We start from the raw sequence: 641 nt of genomic DNA on the forward strand, positions 1-641 counted from the left end.
AAATGCTTTTGGCTGTCTTGCCGCTGGCGAGCTTGTATTTCTTATACTGCCTCACGGCGAAGTGCTGGGGGCTGCGGCGTTCCAGCCCGTCAAACATATAGTCCACCGCATTTTTGAAGGTTCGTCATCCTCCCGGACTTCCATGCTGTTTATCATTTCCACCAGCGTATTCATGTTGCGTTCTTCCTCCGGCCCCTCAAACACGATGTAGGCCACAAGGGCGCAGTACAAGAGGGTTTCTGCTTTTGTCCAGAACTCGTCGCCCTCCTTGCCGTCGCCTTTGGTGTTGGCGATCAGAGCGGTAACGAATTTCAAAACATCGCTTTCCGTCTTGATATAGGCCAGCGGATTGTAGTGCATGGATTTTGAAAAGTCGATACTATTGAACACCCGCACCCTGTATTTCTCCCGTTGCAGAAACCGCCCGCACTGGTCGAGGGTGCCGCCCTTCGGGTCTACCACCACATACGAGGAATGGGCTTGAAGGAGCTGCGGGGTCAGCCAGAACCTTGTCTTGCCCGAGCCGGACGAGCCGATGACACAGGCGTTTAGGTTCCGGGCATTGGCGGGTATCTTCGGACGGGTGTTCATGGTAAGGAACTCCGTCCCGGTCAGAATGACATTGTTCTGAAATTTAGGGT

At 53.8% G+C, this 641-nt stretch carries 1 pseudogene; it reads right to left on the bottom strand.

Annotation, left to right across the window (positions count from 1 at the left end):
• Positions 1-641, bottom strand: a pseudogene (locus tag DW965_RS18915) (type IV secretory system conjugative DNA transfer family protein); the annotation flags it as partial.

Origin of the sequence: Blautia sp. AM47-4 (assembly GCF_003479865.1) — a bacterium.
Classification (GTDB): Bacteria; Bacillota; Clostridia; order Lachnospirales; family Lachnospiraceae; genus Fusicatenibacter; species Fusicatenibacter saccharivorans.